The 20,032-nt window shown below is 66.8% G+C and carries 21 protein-coding genes; 18 read left to right on the top strand and 3 right to left on the bottom strand.

All coding sequences use genetic code 11. The features are described from left to right. Positions 1-136: 136 nt before the first annotated feature. Complete coding sequence (smc, locus tag ITX31_RS15480) at positions 137-3,736, top strand: chromosome segregation protein SMC (protein ID WP_194784239.1); 3,600 nt, start codon at positions 137-139, stop codon at positions 3,734-3,736. A gap of 104 nt (positions 3,737-3,840) precedes the next feature. On the opposite strand, the gene ITX31_RS15475 is transcribed toward smc, so the two are convergent. Together ITX31_RS15475 and ITX31_RS15470 are read right to left on the bottom strand one after the other, a co-directional pair. Continuing rightward, on the bottom strand, positions 3,841-4,572 hold the full coding sequence (locus tag ITX31_RS15475; RefSeq protein WP_194784238.1) for a glutamine amidotransferase: 732 nt from the start codon (positions 4,570-4,572) through the stop codon (positions 3,841-3,843). Further along, positions 4,569-5,807, bottom strand: a complete 1,239-nt coding sequence (locus ITX31_RS15470; protein WP_194784237.1) for an MFS transporter — start codon at positions 5,805-5,807, stop codon at positions 4,569-4,571. Before ITX31_RS15470 ends, ITX31_RS15475 begins: the two co-directional genes overlap by 4 nt. Positions 5,808-5,916: 109 nt before the next feature. Between ITX31_RS15470 and ftsY the strand changes: the two genes are divergently transcribed. The 16 genes from ftsY (at position 5,917) to ITX31_RS15390 (ending at position 18,638) form a co-directional block, all read left to right on the top strand. Further along, positions 5,917-7,119 carry a signal recognition particle-docking protein FtsY gene (gene ftsY, locus ITX31_RS15465; RefSeq protein ID WP_194784236.1) on the top strand — a complete coding sequence of 401 codons (1,203 nt, stop codon included), beginning with the start codon at positions 5,917-5,919 and terminating at the stop codon, positions 7,117-7,119. Positions 7,120-7,401: 282 nt separating this feature from the next. Further along, a complete protein-coding gene (locus ITX31_RS15460; protein ID WP_194784235.1) occupies positions 7,402-8,697 on the top strand; it encodes an ammonium transporter in 1,296 nt (431 codons plus the stop codon). Next, positions 8,694-9,032: a P-II family nitrogen regulator gene (locus ITX31_RS15455; RefSeq protein WP_091604011.1), complete on the top strand. Its 339-nt coding sequence runs from the start codon at positions 8,694-8,696 to the stop codon at positions 9,030-9,032. Before ITX31_RS15460 ends, ITX31_RS15455 begins: the two co-directional genes overlap by 4 nt. Before the next feature lie 231 nt (positions 9,033-9,263). Beyond that, positions 9,264-10,847, top strand: a complete 1,584-nt coding sequence (gene ffh / locus ITX31_RS15450) for a signal recognition particle protein (RefSeq protein ID WP_194784234.1) — start codon at positions 9,264-9,266, stop codon at positions 10,845-10,847. 86 nt (positions 10,848-10,933) lie between these two features. Next, a complete protein-coding gene (locus ITX31_RS15445; RefSeq protein WP_194784233.1) occupies positions 10,934-11,650 on the top strand; it encodes an alpha/beta fold hydrolase in 717 nt (238 codons plus the stop codon). Then, positions 11,643-12,164, top strand: a complete 522-nt coding sequence (locus tag ITX31_RS15440; RefSeq protein ID WP_194784232.1) for a GNAT family N-acetyltransferase — start codon at positions 11,643-11,645, stop codon at positions 12,162-12,164. The genes ITX31_RS15445 and ITX31_RS15440 overlap by 8 nt, the downstream gene beginning before the upstream one ends. Positions 12,165-12,190: 26 nt before the next feature. Continuing rightward, positions 12,191-13,078 carry a VOC family protein gene (locus tag ITX31_RS15435; protein WP_194784231.1) on the top strand — a complete coding sequence of 296 codons (888 nt, stop codon included), beginning with the start codon at positions 12,191-12,193 and terminating at the stop codon, positions 13,076-13,078. A 220-nt stretch (positions 13,079-13,298) separates the two neighbouring features. Continuing rightward, entirely contained in the window at positions 13,299-13,706 is a 408-nt protein-coding gene (gene rpsP / locus ITX31_RS15430) for a 30S ribosomal protein S16 (protein ID WP_055240818.1), read from the top strand. Between the two features lies 1 nt (position 13,707). Then, positions 13,708-13,950 (top strand): RNA-binding protein, encoded by a 243-nt coding sequence (locus ITX31_RS15425; RefSeq protein WP_091604027.1) that lies wholly within the window; start codon positions 13,708-13,710, stop codon positions 13,948-13,950. Positions 13,951-14,083: 133 nt separating this feature from the next. Continuing rightward, positions 14,084-14,620: a ribosome maturation factor RimM gene (gene rimM, locus ITX31_RS15420; RefSeq protein ID WP_194784230.1), complete on the top strand. Its 537-nt coding sequence runs from the start codon at positions 14,084-14,086 to the stop codon at positions 14,618-14,620. Beyond that, positions 14,621-15,409 (top strand): tRNA (guanosine(37)-N1)-methyltransferase TrmD, encoded by a 789-nt coding sequence (gene trmD, locus ITX31_RS15415; protein ID WP_194784229.1) that lies wholly within the window; start codon positions 14,621-14,623, stop codon positions 15,407-15,409. Positions 15,410-15,652: 243 nt separating this feature from the next. Continuing rightward, entirely contained in the window at positions 15,653-16,012 is a 360-nt protein-coding gene (gene rplS / locus ITX31_RS15410) for a 50S ribosomal protein L19 (RefSeq protein ID WP_194784228.1), read from the top strand. Positions 16,013-16,074: 62 nt separating this feature from the next. Next, positions 16,075-16,719, top strand: coding sequence for a signal peptidase I (gene lepB / locus ITX31_RS15405; RefSeq protein ID WP_323745715.1), 645 nt, complete (start codon positions 16,075-16,077; stop codon positions 16,717-16,719). Positions 16,720-16,730: 11 nt separating this feature from the next. Continuing rightward, a complete protein-coding gene (lepB, locus tag ITX31_RS15400) occupies positions 16,731-17,510 on the top strand; it encodes a signal peptidase I (RefSeq protein WP_194784226.1) in 780 nt (259 codons plus the stop codon). Beyond that, the gene (locus ITX31_RS15395) at positions 17,507-18,307 is read left to right on the top strand and encodes a ribonuclease HII (RefSeq protein WP_416354828.1); all 801 of its coding nucleotides are present in this window, start codon (positions 17,507-17,509) and stop codon (positions 18,305-18,307) included. Before lepB (ITX31_RS15400) ends, ITX31_RS15395 begins: the two co-directional genes overlap by 4 nt. A gap of 7 nt (positions 18,308-18,314) precedes the next feature. Next, complete coding sequence (locus ITX31_RS15390; protein ID WP_091604041.1) at positions 18,315-18,638, top strand: DUF2469 domain-containing protein; 324 nt, start codon at positions 18,315-18,317, stop codon at positions 18,636-18,638. Here ITX31_RS15390 and ITX31_RS15385 read toward each other — a convergent pair. After that, the gene (locus tag ITX31_RS15385) at positions 18,635-19,252 is read right to left on the bottom strand and encodes a GNAT family N-acetyltransferase (protein ID WP_194784225.1); all 618 of its coding nucleotides are present in this window, start codon (positions 19,250-19,252) and stop codon (positions 18,635-18,637) included. The genes ITX31_RS15390 and ITX31_RS15385 overlap by 4 nt on opposite strands. A 51-nt stretch (positions 19,253-19,303) precedes the next feature. On the opposite strand from ITX31_RS15385, the gene ITX31_RS15380 reads away from it, so the two are divergent. Next, entirely contained in the window at positions 19,304-19,942 is a 639-nt protein-coding gene (locus ITX31_RS15380; protein ID WP_194784224.1) for a hypothetical protein, read from the top strand. Positions 19,943-20,032 lie beyond the last annotated feature (90 nt).

The raw sequence follows: 20,032 nt of genomic DNA, 5'->3' as shown, positions 1-20,032 counted from the left end.
TGATTCTCTAAGAAGCCTACTTTCCTGCCAGGCCTGGAACGCGCGAAATCCCGGATTACGCTCTGCGAGTACTGCGCTTAAGTGTGGGTCACCACCGGGCTTTAGGGAATCTTCCACAAACGAGAGACAGAGGACAGTGCACTTAAAGACCCTCACGATGCGTGGATTCAAGTCTTTCGCATCGGCCACCACCTTCGAGTTTGAGCCGGGAGTGACCGCCGTCGTCGGTCCCAACGGCTCAGGCAAGTCCAATGTGGTGGACGCCCTGGCCTGGGTGATGGGGGAGCAGGGGGCCAAGACCCTGCGCGGCGGAAAAATGGAGGACGTGATCTTCGCCGGAACCTCCGGGCGGCCGCCGCTGGGACGGGCGCAGGTCTCACTCACCATAGACAATTCCGACGGCGCCCTGCCGATCGACTACTCGGAAGTCACCATCTCCCGCACCCTGTTCCGGGCCGGCGGCTCGGAGTACGCCGTCAACGGTGCGCCCTGCCGCCTGCTGGACATCCAGGAACTGCTTTCGGACTCCGGGCTGGGCCGGGAAATGCATGTGATTGTGGGGCAGGGGCAGCTGGACAAAGTGCTGCACGCCTCTGCAGAGGACCGCCGTGGCTTTATTGAGGAAGCGGCGGGAATCCTCAAGCACCGGCGGCGGCGGGAAAAGACCGTGCGCAAGCTGGATGCGATGCAGGCCAACCTCGCCCGGCTGACCGACCTGACCACGGAGCTGCGCCGGCAGCTTGGACCGCTGGGCAAGCAGGCGGCAGTGGCACGCCGGGCCAAGCAGGTCCAGCTGGATGTGCGCGACGCCCGGGCGCGCCTGCTCGCCGATGACATTGTGACCCTTGCCGCCGCCGTCGAAGAAGACACGGCAGCAGAGGCAGCCCTGCGCACCCGGCGGGCGCAGGTTGAGCAGGAAGCAGCGGAACGCGGTGCCCGGCTCGCGGAACTTGAACGGCTTGCCGCCGAGGCGACCCCGCGCGTCAACGCAGCACGTGAGGCCTGGTACGCGCTTTCGGCTGCACGGGAACGGCTGCGGTCCCTGGCGGCCCTGGCCGAGGAACGGCGGCGCCTGCTTGGCTCCGCAGAGCCGGCCGCGGATCCGGGCCGTGACCCCGAGAAGCTGCAGGCCCAGGCACAGCGGGTACGGGCCGAGGCCGAGCAGCTGGCCGGCGAGGTCTCCGAACGTGAGGGCATGCTCGAGGATGCCGTGGAGATCCGGTCAGCCGCGGAGGAAGAGGCAGCTTCCGAGGAGCGTCGCCTCACCGGCCTGCTGCGGGCCGCGGCGGACCGCCGGGAAGGCCTTGCCCGGCTCTCCGGCTCGGTTTCCGCCGCGCGGTCCCGGGTGGAAGCGGCGGAAGCTGAGCTGGGAAGGCTGCGCGGTTCAATTGCGCAGGCCGGGGAACGCCGGGCGCGGGCCGAAGCTGATTTCGCTGCCCTGGAACAGGAGGCTGCCGGAGCGGAGTCGGGTGAGGAGGGCCTGGACGCCGAATACGAGGAAGCTACCGAGGAACTTGAACACGCCGAGACGCGGCTGGCGGACCTGATCGAAGAAGAACGGCAGGCCGTGCGGGACCGGGAGACCCTCACCGCCCGGCGGGATGCCCTGGCCGTGGGGCTGGACCGGCGCGACGGATCTGCGGCACTGCTGAATGCGGAACTCGACGGAGTGCTCTTCCCCCTCGCGGACCTGCTGACCGTCACCTCCGGCTACGAGCGGGCGGTGAGTGCTGCGCTGGGACCGGCAGCCGAATCCCTCGCAGTACGTGACCGCGAAGCCGCGCTCCGGGCGCTGAAGGCCCTCAAGGACGATGACCTGGGCCAGGTGAACCTGGTCCTGGCATCCGGGCCCGGCGCCGGGGAACCAGCCGGAAGCCGGGTAGCCCTTCCGGAGGGCTGCGTCTATGCCGCTGACCTGGTGGAGTCAGCCGGGGACGCCGGGGCGGCCGTGGGCGCACTCCTGCGCTGCGCCGTCGTCGTTGAATCCCTGGAAGGTGCAGCGGCCCTGCTCGCAGGGCACCCCGGGCTGACGGCGGTCACGGCGGACGGGGACGTGCTGACGGCCTTCACGGCAGCCGGGGGTTCGAGCACGGCGCCGGGGCTGCTCGAGATCCAGGCCGCCGTGGAGGAAACCCAGAACCGGCTCGAAGAAGCCTCGGCACGCGCTGAAAAGGCGCGCTTTGCAATCGCAGCGCTGCGGACCGAACGTGATGCCGCCCGGGCCCGGGCCGATGCCGCGCTCGCCGTCCTGCACGAATCCGATGCCCGCCTGGCCGCCGTGGGGGAGCGGCTGGGAGCCCTCGGCTCCGCGCTGCGTTCGGCCTCCGGGGAAGCTGAACGGCTAACCCGGCTCGCCGAGGCCGCTGAAGCCAACCTCACCGCGGAACAGGAGAAGCTTGCCGAGGCCGCACAGCGGCTGGCAGCAGCGCAGGACAGCCCGGAAGACGCCGCCGAGCCCGCCACCGACCGCCGGGATGCCCTGGCTATGGCGGCGGCCCAGGCCCGGCAGGCCGAAATGGATGCGAGGCTCTCCCTGCGCTCGGCACAGGAACAGCTCTCCGCTGTGTCAGCCCGGGCCGAATCCCTGGAACGGGCCGCCGTGGCCGAACGCCGGGCGCGGGCCGCGGCCGCGGAACGGGCACGGGTGCGGGCCGCGCAGGCCGCACGTGCGCAGGCGGTCGCCCGGGCCGCGTTGCAGGCAGGGCGCTGGGCGGACGTGTCCCTGGAGGCCGCGGCCGCGGAACGGGACCAGGCCGAGTCCGTCCGGGCGGAGTTCGACGCCGAGCTCGCCGAAGTGCGGACCGCCAACGCCGAATCCGTGGCGGAGCTGGCCAGGCTGACGGACTCCGTGCACCGCGACGAGCTGCTCCGGGCCGAGAAGCGGCTGCGCATCGAAGCGCTGGAAACCCGGGCCGTGGAGGAACTCGGCATCACCGCAGAGAACCTTGTTGCCGAATACGGGCCGGACCAGCCGGTTCCCGTTCCTGCTGAGACCGGGGACGGATCCGGGAAATGGGCTGCTCTTCATCAGCCGGTGGACGAGGAAGGCAACCCGGTTACCGAAGGTGTTCCCTACAACCGTGCCGAGCAGGAGAAGCGGCTCAAGCGTGCCCAGCGGGACCTGTCCGCACTGGGCAAGGTGAACCCCCTGGCACTGGAAGAGTTCGCGGCACTCGAGGAGCGGCACGCCTTCCTCAGCACCCAGCTTGAAGACCTCAAGGCCACCCGCAAGGACCTGCTGGACATCATCCGCGAAGTGGACCAGCGGGTGGAAGAAGTCTTCACCGCAGCCTTCCATGACACTGCCGTCCAGTTCGAGCGGGTCTTCGGCAGGCTTTTCCCCGGCGGCGAGGGCCGGCTGGTCCTTACCGATCCGCAGGACATGCTGACGACCGGCATCGAGGTGGAAGCCCGGCCGGCCGGCAAGAAGATCAAACGGCTGTCCCTGCTCTCCGGCGGAGAGCGCTCGCTGACCGCGGTCGCCCTGCTGGTAGCCATCTTCAAGGCCCGCCCCTCGCCCTTCTACGTCATGGACGAGGTGGAAGCGGCGCTGGATGACACCAACCTGGGCCGGCTGATCACCATTTTCGAAGAGCTGCGCGAATCCTCCCAGCTGATCGTCATCACGCACCAGAAACGCACCATGGAAGTGGCGGACGCGCTGTATGGGGTGTCGATGCGCGGCGACGGCGTCTCCGCGGTCATCAGCCAGCGGCTGGCGGGGGCGCGCAGCTGAACCTGCGCTTCCTTGGGGGCGAAACGGCGTTCTGCCGCCCCTTAGACACCTCGCTCGTTCCTCGCTCGGCGATGCGGGGCTACGCAGAACACCGCGCAGCCCGGTTAGCGGGCGTAGCGGGCGGTGAAGTTCCGCAGGATCAGCGGCGGGGCCGTGACCCGGGCCGGGCGGATCGAGTCCATCACCGAGTCGGCTTCCCCGGGCGGGAAGTACCCGGCATTGCGGTAGACGGAGATGCGGGTCAGCAGGCCGGCGACGTCGAGCTCGGGGTGGAACTGCGTGGCGTAGAGGTTTCGCCGGACCCGGAACATCTGAACCGGGCAGGTGGGTGAACCGGCCAGGTTCACGGCGTGCGGGGGTAGGGAGCAGACCGCTTCCTTGTGGCCCACGAACGCATCGAAGGTGTCCGGCAGCCCGTCCAGCAGGGGATCCCGGCGTCCCTCGGCGGTGAGGGTGACCGGAACTGCGCCAATCGCCTCACCGTAGGTGCGGTCGACGACGGCGCCCTGGTGCCGACCCAGCGTCCCCACGCCGTAGCAGGCACCCAGGAACGGAAAATCCTCCGCGACCACGGTGTCCAGCAGGGCGGACAGTTCCTTTTCAACCCGCAGCTGCAGCGCGGACTTGCCCTCTTCGGCGTCCGACGAGTTGAACGGGCTGCCGCCGACGATGATCCCGCTGTACCGGGACAGGTCGATCGTGGGCAGGGGAGCGGCTTCCATCCGGACCCGGTGCAGCTGGTGCGGGGCGAGGCCCCCGAAGTCCAGATAGGACTGGTACTCCTCCTCGGCAGCGCTGTCTTCGGCGCGGGTGGCCAGGAGCAGGAAGGGCTTCATTCCTCGATGGTAGTGCGGTTCAGGGGCAGCCTGGCGGTGCGCTGCTCCGGAGCCAGCGTTTCCCGGGCGGCGAGCCAGACCAGCAGGGCGAGAAGCGCCGTCCCACCCGTCACCGCGAACGCCCAGGTGTAGCCCAGGGTGTCCGCCAGCACGCCGGCCAGGATGGGGCCTATGATCGCTCCGGTGTCCGCGGACATCTGGAACGCAGCGAGGACCTTGCCTCCGCTGCGTTCGGAACCTACGACGTCGGCCACCGCGGCCTGCTGGGCAGGATTGAGCAGGCCCGTGCCCATTCCGGCTATTGCCGAGACCACCAGGAACGCCGCTACGGACCCGGAGAAACCGATCGCTGCGGTAGCGGCTCCGTTTATGGCCAGGCCGGTGATGACCAGGGGCTTGCGACCCCAGGAGTCGGCCAGCTTTCCAGAGAAGGTCAGGGCCAGGGCCGTTCCGGCAGCGAACGCCGTGAGGGAGATGCCGGCAATTTCGGGACCCGCGGACAGTACAGCAGCAGCGAAGAGCGGCAGCAGTGAGTTGCGTACGCCGAAGGATGACCAGCCGTTGGCGAACGATGAAACCATTGCTGCACGGTAGGCGGAGTCCGAAAGGGCTTCCCGGACGGTCAGGTGTACCCGCTCGGCCGGTTTCTCCTTCGGACCGGCACTGCCGCGGGCCTCGCGCAGCAGATAGGCGACGACGACGGCGGCCACCAGCAGTGCTGCTGCGTACACCAGGAAGGGGACACGCAGGCCAAAGCCGGCCAGCAGGCCGCCGAGCAGCGGACCGCCGATGTTGCCTAGCAGGAACGAGGAAGCATAGGCGCCGGAGATCCGACCGCGGATCGCGGGAGGAGCAAGCCTGATGATCAGGGCCATGGCGGAAATCGTGAACATGGTGGATCCGATGCCGCCCAGGCCGCGGAAGATCAGCAGCTGCCAGTAGTTTCCGGCAAAAGCACAGGCTGCGGTGGACAGAGCCACGATGAGCAGCCCCATGACGTACACCGGGCGCTCGCCGAGTTTTTCGAGCAGCGCACCGCCCGCGGGCGCGAAGATCAACCGGGTGAAGGCGAAGGCGCTCACCACCACCGAGGAGGCTGCAACGCCTACGTTGAAGCTCTGTGCGAACTGCGGGAGTACCGGTGCCACCAGACCAAAGCCGAGGGCGATGAGGAAGGCTGCCGCAATGAGGACTTTGATTTCGCGGGGGATCGCGATCCGGGGTGAACTGGCCATGATTCCTTGATTCTTGCAGACTTCCCGGGAGTTCAGGTGCGGTGCCGCTGGTCCGCCTGCACTGTCCGGCGGGTGCCCGCCGGCGGCGCCGTGTGACATGCTGGACAGCGTGAATGAGACTCTTTCAATTGTGATCTATGTGGTCATTGGTCTGGCCGTTGTCGGTTCGCTGGCGGCCCTGCTGGTCCGCACGCGCCGCACACCCAAGGGCATGTACCCCACGAAGCGTGACGCGGACGACCTGCCGGGCGGCAGCGGTTCCACCTCCGTCCTGGACCGTCCCGGAACTGCCGCGCCGGAAGCAGAGCCAGGGGTCACCGTCCCGGACGACCTGAGGGACCTTGAAGAAGCCCCTGCGGAGTCCCAGGCGCCCTCCCTGGAGACACCCGAACCGGTCCAGGGCCGCCTGGCCCGGCTGCGTGCCCGGCTGGCAAAGTCCAACAACGCCCTGGGCAAGGCGCTGCTCGCGCTGCTTTCAAGCGACAAGATCGACGAAGACGTCTGGGACGAGATAGAGGAAACCCTGCTGCTGGCGGACCTCGGCACCGAACCGACCACCGAACTGGTTGACGCCCTGCGCGAGCGGGTCCGGATCTCCGGCAGCCGCGATCCCCAGGAAGTCCACGCCATGCTGCGGGAGGAACTGATCAAGCTCGTGGATCCGTCCATGGACCGCTCCCTGGCCGTCGACCGGCACGCAGACAAGCCTGCGGTCGTCATGGTTGTCGGCGTCAACGGCGTCGGCAAGACCACAACCGTCGGCAAGCTCGCCCGCGTGCTGGTTGCCGAGGACAAGGACGTCCTGCTCGGTGCGGCAGACACCTTCCGTGCCGCCGCCGCCGAGCAGCTCGCCACGTGGGGCCAGCGGGTTGGCGTGCCCACGGTGCGCTCCGACGTCGACGGCGCGGACCCGGCGTCGGTCGCGTTCGAAGCCGTGAAGGCCGGCATTGACGGTGAAGTGGATACGGTGCTCATCGACACCGCGGGCCGCCTGCAGAACAAGGTTGGCTTGATGGACGAGCTTGGCAAGGTCAAGCGCGTGGTGGAGAAGCAGGCCGAAGTTGACGAGGTGCTGCTGGTCCTGGATGCCACAACCGGACAGAACGGCCTGACCCAGGCGAAGGTCTTCGCGGAGGTCGTGAACATTACCGGCATTGTGCTCACCAAACTGGACGGCACCGCCAAGGGCGGAATCGTCGTCGCCATCCAGCGCACCCTGGGTGTGCCGGTGAAGCTGGTGGGACTCGGTGAAGGCCCGGATGACCTCGCGCCGTTCGACGCCGAAGGCTTCGTGGACGCGCTGCTGTCCTAGTTCCCCGCTGAACGCAAGAGGGCTCCCGCACCGATACCGGTGCGGGAGCCCTCTTGCGTTTGGCCGACTCGATGTAGCCGTGTCCCGGCAAGCCCCTCGGCAACACTCACGGCGGGTTCACTGGGGCAGGTAACGTTCCCGAAACACTCCGGACACCGCACTTTTACCCGGCGCGGAAGTTTGTAATGTACCGGCAATACCACCGGCTGAATAACGAAACTTCGCCCCGGCAATGTTCTTCCTAGCGCGGGAGATGCCCGCAAAGCGTGGAAGGACATGGAGATGGATCTGACCGCAGGTCACGTCTGGGTGATGGTATCGGCGGCACTCGTGCTGCTCATGACACCCGGTTTGGCATTCTTTTACGGTGGCATGACCAGGGCGAAGGCAGCCCTGAACATGATGATGATGAGCTTCGTTTCCATTGGACTCGTCGGCGTGGTCTGGGTCCTCTGGGGCTTCTCCATGAGCGGCGGCGACGGCATTGCCGGGCTCTTCGGGAACCCGTTCGCGTCATTCGCGCTGGAAGACCTGATCGGCACCGAGGACATGATCGGCGCCGGCTTCGGCGCAACGTTCGCGATCATCACGGTGGCACTGATCAGCGGTGCGATCGCAGACCGCGCCAAGTTCGGAGCCTGGGCCGTGTTCGTTCCCGTGTGGGTGACCCTGGTCTACTGCCCCCTGGCCTTCATGGTCTGGGGCGGGGGCCTGCTTGGCGAAGAAGGGGCGATCGGCTCCGTCGTGGGTGAGGCCATCGACTTCGCCGGCGGCACCGTAGTCCACATCAACGCCGGCGTAGCCGCCCTGGTCCTCGCGCTGATCATCGGCAAGCGCCGCGGCTTCGGCTCCGACCCGAGCCACCGCCCGCACAACATCCCGTTCGTCATGCTCGGCGCCGCAATGCTCTGGTTCGGCTGGTTCGGTTTCAACGGAGGCGCCGCCGGCACCGCCGAGGAAGCAGGCCTGATCTGGGTCAACACCCTCGCCGCTCCCGCAGCCGCGATGGTTGGCTGGCTGATTACCGAGCGTGTCCGCGACGGCCGCCCCACGTCCCTCGGCGCAGCCTCGGGCATCGTCGCCGGCCTCGTTGCCATCACCCCGGCCTGCGCCAGCGTTTCCCCGCTCGGCGCACTCGGGCTCGGCCTGGTCTCCGGCATCCTGGCCGCCCTGGCCGTGGGACTGAAGTACAAGCTCGGCTACGACGATTCGCTTGACGTCGTCGGCGTCCACCTGGTGGCAGGCCTGGTTGGCACCGTGGCCCTGGGCTTCATTGCCCTGCCCGTCGACGGCGAAGGCGGCGGCCTCCTCTACGGCGGCGGTTTCGCGCAGCTCGGTGCGCAGATCGTGGCGACCGTGGTCGCGGTTGTCTTCTCCGCCGTCATGACCCTCATCATCGGCCTGGCTATTCACAAGACCATGGGCTTCCGGGTCACCGAGGAGCAGGAAATCAACGGCGTGGACCTCAGCGAGCACGCTGAGACCGCCTACGAACTGGGCGGCATCGGCGTCGGCGGTTCCTTCCGCCCGGCAGCCGAGCACACCACCGTCCCCGTGAAGGAGAGCGTCAACTCATGAAACTCGTAACCGCAATTGTCCGGCCGGAAAAGTTCGACTCCATCCGCGGCGCCCTGGAGAGCTATGGAGTCCAGGGGCTGACCGTCAGCCAGGCCAGCGGCTACGGCCGCCAGCGCGGGCACACCGAGGTCTACCGGGGCGCCGAATACACGGTTGACCTGCTGCCGAAGCTGAGGGTGGAAGTCCTGGCCGCAAACGAATGGGTCAGCGACATCGTTGACGTGCTGGTCTCCACCGCCAACACCGGCCGCGCCGGTGACGGCAAGGTGTGGGTGACCAATGTGGAGGAGGCACTGCGCGTCCGGACGGGCGAGCGGGGCGATTCGGCACTCTAGCCGGTACTACACGCACAAAGGGCATCTCCTAACAGGGCCGCCCGGCTGGACAGCATCCGGCCGGGCGGCCTCGTGCGTCCTGCCGCGGGTGCTGCGGATCGTTTCCGGACCCGCCCGGGCGGCGGAGGCCGGCATGGCGTCCGTGAGGCCATTAACCACCTGCGCTTGGTACCCTTAACAGCTGGGCCTGGCAAACATGGCGAACTACCCGACGAAAGAAGTGCGCAGCGCGTGTTCAATTCACTGTCTGACCGGTTGACTTCCACGTTCAAGAACCTGCGTGGCAAGGGACGTCTGAGCGAAGCCGACGTCGATGCCACAGTGCGGGAAATCCGGCGTGCACTGCTCGATGCGGACGTCGCCGTTCCCGTGGTTCGCGCCTTCACCGCTTCCGTTAAGGAACGCGCGCTCGGTTCCGAGGTCTCCCAGGCCCTGAATCCGGGCCAGCAGGTCGTCAAGATCGTCAACGAGGAACTCGTGGGGATCCTGGGCGGCCAGACCCGCCGCTTGAACCTGGCCAAGAACCCGCCCACGGTCATCATGCTCGCGGGCCTCCAGGGTGCCGGTAAGACCACGCTGGCCGGCAAGCTCTCCCGCTACCTCAAGGACCAGGGCCACAGTCCCCTGCTGGTCGCCGCGGACCTCCAGCGTCCGAACGCGGTTAAGCAGCTCCAGGTCAACGGCGAACGTGCCGGTGTGCCGGTTTACGCTCCGCACCCCGGCGTCAGTTCCGAGTTCGAGGCAGCCACCGGCGACCCGGTCGCCGTCGCACGCCAGGGCGTTGAAGAAGCACGCACCAAACTCCATGACATCGTCATCGTGGACACCGCCGGCCGCCTGGGCGTGGACGCGGAACTGATGCAGCAGGCCGCGGATATCCGCGCGGCCGTCACCCCGGATGAAGTCCTCTTCGTCATCGACGCCATGATTGGCCAGGACGCCGTCGCAACGGCGCAGGCCTTCAACGAAGGCGTGAACTTCACCGGTGTGGTGCTCACCAAGCTCGACGGCGATGCCCGCGGCGGCGCCGCGCTGTCCGTCGCCTCGGTGACCGGCAAGCCGGTCATGTTCGCCTCCACCGGTGAGGGACTGAAGGACTTCGAAGTCTTCCACCCGGACCGCATGGCCAGCCGCATCCTGGACATGGGCGACATCCTCACGCTCATTGAGCAGGCGGAAAAGTCCTGGGACAAGGACGAAGCGGCCCGCATGGCCAAGAAGTTCGTCGACCAGGAAGACTTCACCTTTGAAGACTTCCTGGCCCAGATGCAGCAGCTGCGCAACATGGGCTCCATGAAGAAGATGCTGATGATGATGCCCGGCGCCGCCGGCATGCGCGAGCAGCTGGAGAACTTCGACGAGCGTGAAATCGACCGCGTCGAGGCGATGGTCCGCTCCATGACCCCGCACGAGCGGGTAGCCCCGAAGATCATCAACGGCTCCCGCCGTGCGCGCATTGCCCGCGGCTCCGGCGTCCACGTTTCCGAGGTGAATGCCCTGCTGGAGCGCTTCACCCAGGCACAGAAGATGATGAAGAAAATGGCAGCCGGCGGCGGCATCCCGGGCATGCCCGGAATGGCCGGCCCGGGCGGCTTTGGCGGCTCGCGCAAGAAGCAGCAGGCTGCCAAGGGCAAGAAGAAAGCCCGCTCCGGCAACCCGGCAAAGGCTGCGCAGGAGCGCGCCGAGGCCGAGGCACGGCGTGCGGGTGCGGCAAAGGCACTGCCCACCGGTTCGGCCTTCGGACAGCAGGGAGGGGACTTTGATCCCTCCTCGCTGAACCTTCCCAAGGGCTTCGAGAAGTTCCTCGGCAAGTAACCGATAGACACCAGCCTGCGGCCGGTCCGGGTTTCCCCGGGCCGGCCGTACGCATTCCCGGGGGTAGCGGGGGATAGGCTGGTTGAATGGCTCAGCAACGGATTGTCTTTGTCCACGGTGCGGGCCGGTTCGGTGCCGCGGCCTGGCCTGGCCAGCATGCCCTGGCCCGCAGCTGGGACTGCCTCTTCCTCCGCCGCGCCGGGTACGGACTCCAGGTTCCGCCGTCCCCGACGGACCACGCCGCGGACACTGCGGCCATCCTCTCGGCACTCGGCAGCGGCGGGCACGTGGTGGCCCACGCCGAAGGCGCAGTGTCCGCGATGATGGCGGCGGTCAGCGACCCCGCCCGGGTCCATTCCCTGACCCTTTGCGAGCCTGCGGTTTTCTCCCTCACGCGCGAGCTTCCGGCAACGGCCGCCCGCCGGGCCCTGCTGGACCCGCTCTTCCGGGCTGCAGTACATCTAACCGACGACGAATACCGCCGGGAGTACACCCGGCTGGTCGTCTCTGCTGAATCCGCGCCCGACCCCGGCAATGATCCCCATGCCGCCGGACGCCAGCGCCTGCAGTCCCCGCCGTGGGATGCTCCGCTGGACATTGTTCCCGGTGTTCCCACCCTGGTGCTGACCGGGGAGTGGGAACCGCTTTACGAAGAAGTCGCGGCTTTCCTTGCTTCCACCGGCGCCGAACACCGCCCGGTAGGCGGCAACCACCGTCCACAGGACACCCCGGCAGGACAGGGGGCAATCAATGAATTCCTTGCCCGGACCGGGAAAGCTGCAGCGGCCGCCGGACATGCCTGAGATTCGGACCGCCACGGCAGCGGACCTGGTTCTCCTGCCGCAGGTGGAAGCGGCGTCGGACACCCTGCTTTGTGGCCGGCCCGAAATCCGCGGCGACCTCGTCGGGGCCCTGCCGGACCCAGCCGGACCCCGGGAGCTGGCCGCGGCCCGAAAGGTGCTGGTCTCCGGGCAGCCGCCGGTTGCCTTTGTCCGGGTGGAGGAGGTGGGAGGTTGTGCCCACCTGGAGCAGCTGTCCGTCCATCCCGCTGCCGCCCAGGCCGGGCTCGGACGGGCCCTGGTGGCAGCTGCCATTGAGTGGTCACGGGAGGCCCTGACACTGTGCACGTTTGCCCGGATACCGTTCAACGCGCCTTTCTACCGCAGCTGCGGTTTCGCCGTCGTCGAACCGTCCGGAGAGCTGGCACAGGTCCGGAAGCACGAGGCGGACCTTGGACTGGACCGGATTGGAGAACGCGTAGCCAGGCGCATCGAGCTGACGGTGCCGCACGCCGATGGCGGCACAACTGGCAATTAGCTGAAGCTTCAAGTAATGTGAGATACATGAACCTTGAAGTAAGTACCCAGGACCTGCTGCCCGCGAACCTTGCCATGGGAACCGTCATGCTCAAGGTGGGGGATATGGAGAAGGTCTCCACCTACTACCGGAAGGCGCTGGGCCTGGAAACCGTAGCCGAAGCCGACGGCGGCCTCTACCTCGGCCGCGGCGCGGTCCCCCTGGTGCATCTGGCACCGGCAGCCGGACTGCAGGTTCCTTCCCGCGGCGAGGCCGGCCTGTTTCACACGGCCATCCTCTTCGATACGCAGGCAGACCTCGCTGCGACCGTAGCCTTGGCCGCACGGTTTGACCCGTCCGCCTACGTAGGCAGTGCCGATCACCTGGTCAGCGAAGCGTTCTACTTCACCGACCCCGAAGGCAATGGCATCGAGCTCTACTGGGACCGGCCCCGCGAAGACTGGGCCTGGGATGACACGCCGCAGGGCCGGACAGTCCGCATGGCCTCGCTGGCACTGCCGCCGCAGCAGTACTTCCGCACCCACCTCCGCGAGGATGCCATGGCGCGCACAGCAGCGGCAGGAGCCGGCGTCGGGCACGTGCACCTGCAGGTGGGTGACACCGCGACGGCGGCAGCGTTCTACGTGGACACCCTCGGCTTTGAACGGACAGCAGATTTCCACGGTCAGGCCCTGTTCGTATCAGCGGGCGGATACCACCACCACATGGCCATGAACGTCTGGAACAGCCGTGGAGCAGGTCCCCGCCGCGACACCCTGGGGCTGGGCGAAGTGCTGATCAGTGTTCCCGGACAGGAGGAGGTAGGAGCCCTGGCTGACCGGCTTAAGTCCGCTGGCATCGCCAGCCACCATACCGGTGCCGAGCTGCGCTTCGAGGACCCCTGGCGCAATCGGATCCGGGTCGCCGCCGCGTAGCAAAAAACGAGCCGCTGGGCCGCTGAGGGCCGAAGAGCTGTCCGCCGCGGTGTCGGAAGTCGCGAAACGCGGACTCATCTGGCACAATGGACAGGTACTCGATCTGCGTGGCCCCTCTCTCCGTGCAGCATCTTGTCCTTTTGAACCCCAACGTTATGGCCCGCCCCACGGGAGCAGAAGTACGGGTTCGCCCCATTTCAGATCAGGAGTGACCACAAAAGTGGCCGTAAAGATTCGCCTTAAGCGCCTCGGCAAGAAGTTCTCAGCACACTACCGCGTTGTCGTCATGGATTCCCGTGCCAAGCGCGATGGCCGTGCCATCGAAGAAATCGGACTGTACCGTCCGACCGAGGAGCCGTCGTACATCGACATCAAGTCCGACCGCGCACAGTACTGGCTCGGCGTCGGCGCCCAGCCGACCGAGCAGGTCGCAGCACTGCTGAAGATCACCGGTGACTGGCAGAAGTTCAAGAACATCGACGGCCAGGAAGGTACCCTGCGTACCAAGGCTCCGAAGGAACCCTTCGTGGCTCCCGAGAAGAAGTCCGTGATCGTTCCCGAAGCAATCACCCCGAAGGCCAAGAAGGAAGAGGCAGAAGCAGCTTCCACCGAGGCTGAGGCTGAGTAGATTGCTGGCCGAAGCGCTGGAGCACCTCGTGCGCGGAATTGTTGACTCCCCTGAGGACGTCAAGGTTTCCGCCAAGAACAACCGCCGCGGGGAGACCCTCGAGGTCCGTGTTCACCAGGACGATCTGGGCCGTGTAATCGGCCGCCAGGGACGCACCGCCCGCGCACTGCGCACGGTGATTTCGGCTCTGGCCGGCAGCGAGGCAGTGCGTGTCGACGTCGTCGACACCGACCGCCGCCGCTGACGCACCAGCAATTCCAAGCAGCATCCAGCAGTTTCCTAACATCCGGCCCCGGCACCAGATAATGGTGAAGGGGCCGGATGTTTTTTAGGCTCCGGCCATTTCCGCCGCGCCCAGACCGACCCAAGGAGAATCCATGCAGTTACAGGTGGCACGCATCGGCAAGCCTCACGGTATCCGGGGCGAGGTGACCGTCCAGGTGCTGACCGACGCCCCCGGGGACCGGTTCGCACCCGGAGCTGTCCTGACCGTGGAGCCGGCCGCCAAGGGACCGCTGACCGTTCTCAGCGCCCGCTGGAACAAGGACATCCTGCTGCTCGGCTTCGAGGAAGTGGCGGACCGCAACGGTGCCGAGGAGCTGCGCGGCGCCAAGCTGTTCATCGACACGGAGGAAGCGGACGAGGACGACGACGCCGAAGGCTGGTACGAGCACGAGCTGGTGGGCCTGAAGGCCAAGGTGGGCGACGACGTCGTCGGCACCGTCACTGCCCTGCGCACGCTCACCGTCCAGGACCTGCTGATTGTTGAAGACACCGAGGGCCAGGAAGTCCTGGTGCCGTTCGTTGAGGCGATCGTCCCCGAGGTAAACACCGAAGAGGGCTATGTCCTGCTGACCCCGCCGGCCGGACTGTTTGAACTGAACCTGCCCGAGGCCGGCAAGGACGGGCGCTAAGTGCGCATTGACGTTTTCTCCATTTTCCCGGAGTACCTTGCCGCACTCGATCTCTCCCTGATCGGCAAGGCCCGGCAGGACGGGCTGCTTGATGTTCGGGTCAAGGACCTGCGTGAATTTACCAGCGACCGGCACAGAACCGTCGACGATACGCCCTACGGCGGCGGCGCAGGTATGGTCATGAAGCCCGAGCCCTGGGCGCAGGCCCTGACCACGGCGCTCGACGGCGCTCCCGAGGGGCCGGCGCGTCCCACGCTGATCGTTCCTTCTCCGGCCGGTGAAGTCTTCACCCAGCAGACCGCTTATGAACTGGCAGCCGCTGAGCATCTGGTCTTTGCCTGCGGACGGTACGAAGGCATCGACGAACGGGTGCTGGAGTGGGCAGGGGAGCACTTCGCCGTCCGCCCGATGAGTCTCGGAGACTACGTCCTGAACGGCGGCGAGGTGGCGGTGCTGGCGATGGTGGAGGCCATCGGCCGCCTGGTGCCCGGCGTCGTCGGGAATCCCGAATCCCTGGTGGAGGAATCACACTCCGACGGGCTCCTGGAATACCCCGTGTACACCAAGCCCTCGCAGTGGCGTGAGCGGCCCATTCCCGACGTGCTGCTCAGCGGCAACCACGCGAAGATTGCCCGTTTCCGGCGCGACGAACAGCTCCGCCGGACCTCCGAACGGCGTCCGGACCTCATCGCCAGGCTGGACCCGTCCGCACTGGATAAGGCGGACAAGGCAACCCTCGCGGCCCTCGGTTGGACAGTATCGGCGGAAGCCGTCCTGCCGCAGTCCTGACCCTGCCGTCGACGGATGGGTGCGATTGGTGGGCACCGCCGGCACTGTGGCACAATGGGTAGTTGTGTCATCTGGGTCCGCACCTGCCACAGGGGGAGCGAGGCCAACAGGCAAGGCACACCGGCAACCAATTCCCGGAACGCCGGTTTCACAGCTTCGGCAGCATCTGTGCACCGTTTGGGTTCACCCTTGCCGCCGTGACCAAAGTGAATGACCTGTGGCGTTCACCAGGAGTGATTAGCAATGCACATCCTAGATTCCCTCGACGCAGCTTCGCTGCGTTCGGACATCCCCGAGTTCCGCACCGGCGACACCGTCAAGGTTCACGTCAACATCGTTGAAGGCAAGAACACCCGTGTTCAGGTTTTCCAGGGCTTCGTCATGAAGCGCCAGGGCGACGGCCTGCGCGAGACCTTCACGGTCCGCAAGGTCAGCTTCGGCGTCGGCGTGGAGCGTACCTTCCCGGTGCACTCCCCGGTCATCGACAAGATCGAGGTGGTCACCCGTGGTGACGTCCGCCGCGCCAAGCTTTACTACATGCGCGACCTGCGCGGCAAGGCTGCCAAGATCAAGGAAAAGCGCGACTTCCGTCCCGCCAAGTAATTTTCTTGCCGCAGACATCCGCGGACGGGGCTGGACCCCGGAACCACACAAAACGCCGGTCCATTGCGGGCTGGCGTTTTGTGCTCTGGGCCCTGGCGGGGGCGGTAATCCTCGCCGGCCTGGTCCGGGCCTTCATCTTCGACGTCTACTACATTCCTTCCGGTTCAATGCAGCCGCTGCTGGAGCCCGGGGACCGGGTGCTGGTGTCCCGGACCGAGTACCGGAACTCCGAAATCCAGCGCGGCGACGTCGTCGTCTTTGACGGCCGCGGTTCGCTGGCGCCCCTGCACAGCCCGGACCCCGTGCTGAAGCAGGCCGCTGACGCCGCCGCACAGTGGCTGGGCCTTGCCGGCAGCGACACCGTGTACATCAAGCGTGTCATCGGCGTGCCCGGTGACACGGTGGCCTGCTGTACCGACGGCAGGCTGACCGTCAACGGGCAGCCCATTCGTGAACCTTATCTCTTCCCCGGTGACGCCGGGAGCGAAACGGCGTTCGACGTCGTTGTACCGGAAGGCCGGCTGTGGCTGCTGGGCGACCACCGCTCGGATTCAGCCGATTCCCGGACGCTGCTCGGTGCGCCCGGAGGCGGACTGATACCCGAGGACCGGGTGATCGGCCGTGCACAGCGAATCCTTTGGCCGTTCCACAGAAGTACCGGCATTGAACGACTAGAGTTGGACACCGTATGGCAATTCGTGGAATAAGAGGAACGCACATGGCGCAGGACTTCCCGGACGGGCCCGCAAACGGGGACGCAGACGCCGGCGAAGCGCAGGCCCGCGCCTCCCATGCCAAGGGCAAGGACGGCAGGAAGCGGGGCTTCGGTGCCTGGCTGCGCGAGGTGGTCATCATTGTGGTGATCGCGCTCCTGCTCTCCTTCCTGATCAAGACGTTCCTCTTTCGGGCCTTCTTCATCCCCTCGGGCTCGATGGAAGAGACACTTGAAATCGATGACCGGATCTTCGTGAACCTGCTGGTTCCGGAACCGTTCGACCTCTCCCGCGGCGACGTCGTGGTCTTTAAAGACACCCAGGCCTGGCTGCCGGCAGCACAGGAGAAGAACGGCAACTTCATCGCCGACGCGCTGACTTTCGTGGGCCTGCTCCCGGACGAATCCGAACAGCACCTGGTCAAGCGCATCATCGGCATGCCCGGGGACCACGTGGTGTGCTGCGACGCCGACGGCAAGGTCACAGTCAACGGAGCAGCCCTGGACGAGCCGTACATCTACCCCGGTGCGCAGCCTTCGGACACCCCGTTCGACGTGGTGGTGCCGGAGGGTAAGGTCTGGGTCATGGGCGACCACCGCAACGCCTCAGCAGATTCCCGGGAACACCAGGACGGGCCCAACGGCGGCTTCATCAACATCGAAGACATCGAAGGAAAGGCCTCGGTGATCGCCTGGCCGCTGAGCCGTGCCGGCTTCATCGGCAGCTATCCCGAAGTGTTTGAAGACGTGCCCGACCCCTCCGGGGCGCAGACGGCGTCGAAGTGACTTCCAAGCAGGCCCCGGCCCTGCGCATTCCGGCAGGCGCCCACACGGCAAAACCGGCCCGCACCCAGCGCACGCGCACAGCGTCCAAAGGGCCCACCCTCCGTCACGAGCGCAGCTTTGCCGCCTTGGGCCACCGGGTGCTGGCCGGCTGCGACGAAGTGGGCCGCGGCGCGCTGGCCGGTCCCGTCAGCGTGGGACTGGTTGCAGTGCAGCTGGAGTCGGTCCGCGCGCTGAAAGGTGTCCGGGACAGCAAGCTGCTGACACCGGCGGACCGGCAGGCGCTGGTTCCGCAGATCAGGAAATGGTGCCCGGCCTGGGGCGTCGGCCATGCCAGCGCTGCCGAGATCGACCTGCTGGGCCTGATGGGTGCCCTGCGCCTGGCGGGCACGCGCGCGTGGACGCAGGTCTGCGAAACCCTCACGCCCGACGTCGTGATCCTGGACGGAAACCACAACTGGCTCTCACCCGAGATGCAGGGCAGCCTGTTCGACGAGCCGGGGGACGAAGACGACGCTGCCTGCACCGCTCCGGTCCATACCCGCATCAAGGCGGACATGACCTGCCTGAGTGTGGCCGCTGCCTCGGTCCTGGCGAAGGTAGAGCGCGACACCATGATGGTTGAATACGCCGCCCAGCATCCCGCGTACGGCTGGGAGATCAACAAGGGGTACGCCACCGGAGCGCACCGTGCGGCGATCGACACGCTGGGTCCGTCCCCGCTGCATAGGCTGTCCTGGCGGCTGGGAACGGCACGATCGCCGCAGGATGGCCCCGCAGCGGGCCCGCTTGGGGGATGATGGTGCCATGAGCGCAGAGGATCTTGAGAACTACGAGACAGACATGGAGCTGCAGCTCTACCGCGAATACCGCGATGTTGTGGGGCTGTTCAGCTACGTGGTGGAAACCGAACGGCGCTTCTACCTGGCCAACCATGTGGACCTGCAGGCACGCAGCGCCGACGGCGAAATCTACTTTGACCTGACCCTGCAGGACGCCTGGGTATGGGACGTGTACCGTTCCGCGAGGTTCGTCAAAAGCGTCCGGGTCATCACGTTCAAGGACGTCAACGTGGAAGAGCTTGCCCGCAATGACGACCTGACGCTGCCCAAGGCCGACGAGCTGGGTTAGTCCTCCTTCAGCTGACGCCCGGTTCCGTCCGGTGCCTGGGGAACGTGCGGCAGCAGCGCCAGCGCGTCGCTCCACAGGATCCGCGGGATCCGCGGCGCGGCTGCCTCCAGCTCGGAGAACCAGCCGTCAACCATCTCTCCCCGGTGAGCCAGTAGCCGTGGAACGGTGACGGGCAGCGGAAAGCCGTTGCGCCACACCGTCTTGTAGCTGCCGAGGTTGCCGACGTTCGACGTCCAGTTCAGCGCTTCCCAGCCGAGCGTGTCGAACGCATAGGACACCGCCAGGCGGACCGCCCGGCTCATCAGGCCACGGCCGCGGAACTCCGGCGACGTAACGAAACCCAGCCCGCCGGTTCCGGCACCCTGCCGGCGCAGGTCGATGCTGCCGGCGTATTGTCCGTCGTATTCAAGCGCCCAGGAAATCGTGTCCTGCTGCGGTACTCCCACCGCGGAGATATAGTTCAGGGCCATTTCACGGGTGTAATCCAGCGGAACCGTGGTCCAGGCGACGGTCAGCGGGTCCTGTGACCGCGCGACGACGGCGTCCGCGTCCGTGGTCAGGTGCGGCCGGAGCAGCAGCGATTCATCCTGCAGGAGCGGGATCTGGAGAACCATTTTTCCAAGGTACCGCGCTGCCCTTCGACCGCGGCATCTTAGACTGCCTAGATGGCAGCTGCTGCACCTGATCAATTCTCCGGGGAGTCCCCGGTGTCTCCGGCCGGACTAATGGGGGTGCGCATCTATGCCCAGCTGAAGCCCGACGCCGCCGGGCTGGCAGAGCTGGTCCGGCTGCAGACGGCAGCGCGTGTCCTGGCGCCCCGTGCCCGCCCCGTGAGCCCGGACCGGCTGCACCTGACACTGATCCACTTCGGGAAGGCCGATGAAGCGTACGCCAGGCTGAACGCGGCGACCGGCGTTTCGCAGGAGTTGTTCTCCCGCGCGCTCGGCACCTACCTGGCGGCGACTGAAGCTGCGCTGCCGGCCCGCGACTTTGTGCTTTCACCGGTGGGGCTGGCAGGGTTTGGGCAGGCCGGCACCACCCTGGTGGTGGAGTACCGGCCCACCCGGGAGCTGGATGAGTTACACGCGGTTCTCTACGGGCTGCTCCTGGAATTCCTGCGCTCGTGCGAATCCCCGGATCCGGAGGCCTACGCTGCCCGGGACCCGGCGCTGGCGTTCTCTGCAGCGCTGAGGCCCCATGTGAGCATTCTGCATGGTTTCCGTCCGCCCGCCGGCGCTGGACTGCCTCCCGTGGCGGCGGTACCACTGCGCCTGACGCCTCTTCCGGTGCTGTACCGGACGTGACCGCCGCGGTGCATCTCCTGTCCTGCACAGGATGCGCCGGGCACCGCTGCAGGACGGCTGGCTTCCACACATCACATCCATAGGGACAGC

It is taken from the genome of Arthrobacter gandavensis, assembly GCF_015355785.1.
Lineage (GTDB): Bacteria > Actinomycetota > Actinomycetes > Actinomycetales > Micrococcaceae > Arthrobacter_B > Arthrobacter_B gandavensis_A.
Note: the sequence above shows the minus strand (reverse complement) of the source record. Positions and strands in the feature narration are given on the sequence as shown.

Bases quoted from the DNA above. Each gene is read 5' to 3' on its own strand.
- ITX31_RS15475 (WP_194784238.1), bottom strand. From the start codon at position 4,572: ATGAAGCCCTTCCTGCTCCTGGCCACCCGCGCCGAAGACAGCGCTGCC.
- ITX31_RS15470 (WP_194784237.1), bottom strand. From the start codon at position 5,807: ATGGCCAGTTCACCCCGGATCGCGATCCCCCGCGAAATCAAAGTCCTC.
- ITX31_RS15460 (WP_194784235.1), top strand. From the start codon at position 7,402: ATGGATCTGACCGCAGGTCACGTCTGGGTGATGGTATCGGCGGCACTC.
- ITX31_RS15455 (WP_091604011.1), top strand. From the start codon at position 8,694: ATGAAACTCGTAACCGCAATTGTCCGGCCGGAAAAGTTCGACTCCATC.
- ITX31_RS15445 (WP_194784233.1), top strand. From the start codon at position 10,934: ATGGCTCAGCAACGGATTGTCTTTGTCCACGGTGCGGGCCGGTTCGGT.
- ITX31_RS15440 (WP_194784232.1), top strand. From the start codon at position 11,643: ATGCCTGAGATTCGGACCGCCACGGCAGCGGACCTGGTTCTCCTGCCG.
- ITX31_RS15435 (WP_194784231.1), top strand. From the start codon at position 12,191: ATGAACCTTGAAGTAAGTACCCAGGACCTGCTGCCCGCGAACCTTGCC.
- rimM (WP_194784230.1), top strand. From the start codon at position 14,084: ATGCAGTTACAGGTGGCACGCATCGGCAAGCCTCACGGTATCCGGGGC.
- rplS (WP_194784228.1), top strand. From the start codon at position 15,653: ATGCACATCCTAGATTCCCTCGACGCAGCTTCGCTGCGTTCGGACATC.
- lepB (WP_194784226.1), top strand. From the start codon at position 16,731: ATGGCGCAGGACTTCCCGGACGGGCCCGCAAACGGGGACGCAGACGCC.
- ITX31_RS15390 (WP_091604041.1), top strand. From the start codon at position 18,315: ATGAGCGCAGAGGATCTTGAGAACTACGAGACAGACATGGAGCTGCAG.
- ITX31_RS15385 (WP_194784225.1), bottom strand. From the start codon at position 19,252: ATGGTTCTCCAGATCCCGCTCCTGCAGGATGAATCGCTGCTGCTCCGG.
- ITX31_RS15380 (WP_194784224.1), top strand. From the start codon at position 19,304: ATGGCAGCTGCTGCACCTGATCAATTCTCCGGGGAGTCCCCGGTGTCT.